We start from the raw sequence: 1,087 nt of genomic DNA, 5'->3' as shown, positions 1-1,087 counted from the left end.
CAAGGTCGCGGGCATCTTCGCGCGCCTCACGCTGCGCGACGGCAAGCCCAAGTACCTGGCCGATGCGCCGCGCTTCATCGCCTACATCCGCGCCACCGCCCACCGCTACCGCGAGCTGGCGCCGCTGCTGCGCCTGATCGACGGGGTGGAGGGCCTGCAGGCGGCCAGCGGCTGGTCCTTCGGCAGGACATGAGGCCACACCCCCGCGGCGCCGCTGGGTGAGTCCGCTTCTCGCACCGCGAAGGGTTCACATGCCACGCTTTTTCTGCGACGCCGCGCTCGCCCCTGGGGCCGAGCTCGCGCTGCCCCCGGGCGCCGCGCGCCACGTGCAGGTACTGCGCCTGCAGCCGGGCGAGGCCATCACCCTGTTCAATGGGCAGGGCGGCCAGTGGTCGGCGCGCATCGCGCGCATGGGCCGCAGCGAGGTCGCGGTGCGGGTGGAGGCGCACGAGGCCATCGAGCGCGAGGCGGCGCGCGAGCTCACGCTGGCCATTGGCATGCCCGCCAACGAGCGCATGGACTGGCTGGTGGAAAAGGCCACCGAGCTGGGCGTGGCGCGGCTCGCGCCGCTGCACACGCAACACGGCGTGCTGCGCCTGTCGGGCGAGCGGGCGCTGAAGAAGCAGGCGCACTGGCGGGCCATCGCGCAGGCCGCCTGCGAGCAGTGCGGCCGCAACCGCGTACCCACCATCGAACCGGTGCGCGACTTCGCGGCCTTCCTGCGCGAGACCGCTGGCGCGCGCGTGGTGCTCTCGCTGGCCGAGGGCGGCGCGCCCGCGCCCCAGGCGCTGGGCGGCAAGGCGCCGCTCACGGTGCTGGTCGGCCCCGAAGGCGGCCTGAGCGCCGCCGAGGACGCGCAGGCCCGCGCGGCGGGCTTCGCCCCCACGCACCTGGGCGCGCGCGTGCTGCGCGCCGAGACCGCGGCCCTGGCGGCGCTGACGCTGGCGCTCGCCTGAGCCCGCGACCCGGCTCAGGTCAGCCGGAACACCGCCACCGCCTCGCTGAGGCGCTCGGCCTGCTCCTTCAGGCTCTGAGCGGCGGCCGCGCTCTGCTCCACCAGCGCCGCGTTCTGCTGCGTCATCTGGTC

1 protein-coding gene and 1 pseudogene are annotated in these 1,087 nt (G+C 75.4%); both read left to right on the top strand.

What is annotated here, in order from left to right; translation table 11 throughout:
* A pseudogene (locus tag BGO22_RS18700) lies at nt 1-193 on the top strand (aminoglycoside phosphotransferase); the annotation flags it as partial.
* A 58-nt stretch (nt 194-251) separates the two neighbouring features.
* Nucleotides 252-956, top strand: coding sequence for a 16S rRNA (uracil(1498)-N(3))-methyltransferase (locus tag BGO22_RS18695; RefSeq protein WP_204743720.1), 705 nt, complete (start codon nt 252-254; stop codon nt 954-956).
* Nucleotides 957-1,087: the final 131 nt, after the last annotated feature.

The sequence above is a fragment of the Hydrogenophaga sp. 70-12 genome (assembly GCF_001897365.1).
Taxonomy (GTDB): Bacteria; Pseudomonadota; Gammaproteobacteria; order Burkholderiales; family Burkholderiaceae_C; genus Hydrogenophaga; species Hydrogenophaga borbori.
Note: the sequence above shows the minus strand (reverse complement) of the source record. Positions and strands in the feature narration are given on the sequence as shown.

What these genes read in the sequence shown, in the direction of transcription:
- BGO22_RS18695 (WP_204743720.1), top strand. Translation starts at nt 252, where the DNA reads ATGCCACGCTTTTTCTGCGACGCCGCGCTCGCCCCTGGGGCCGAGCTC.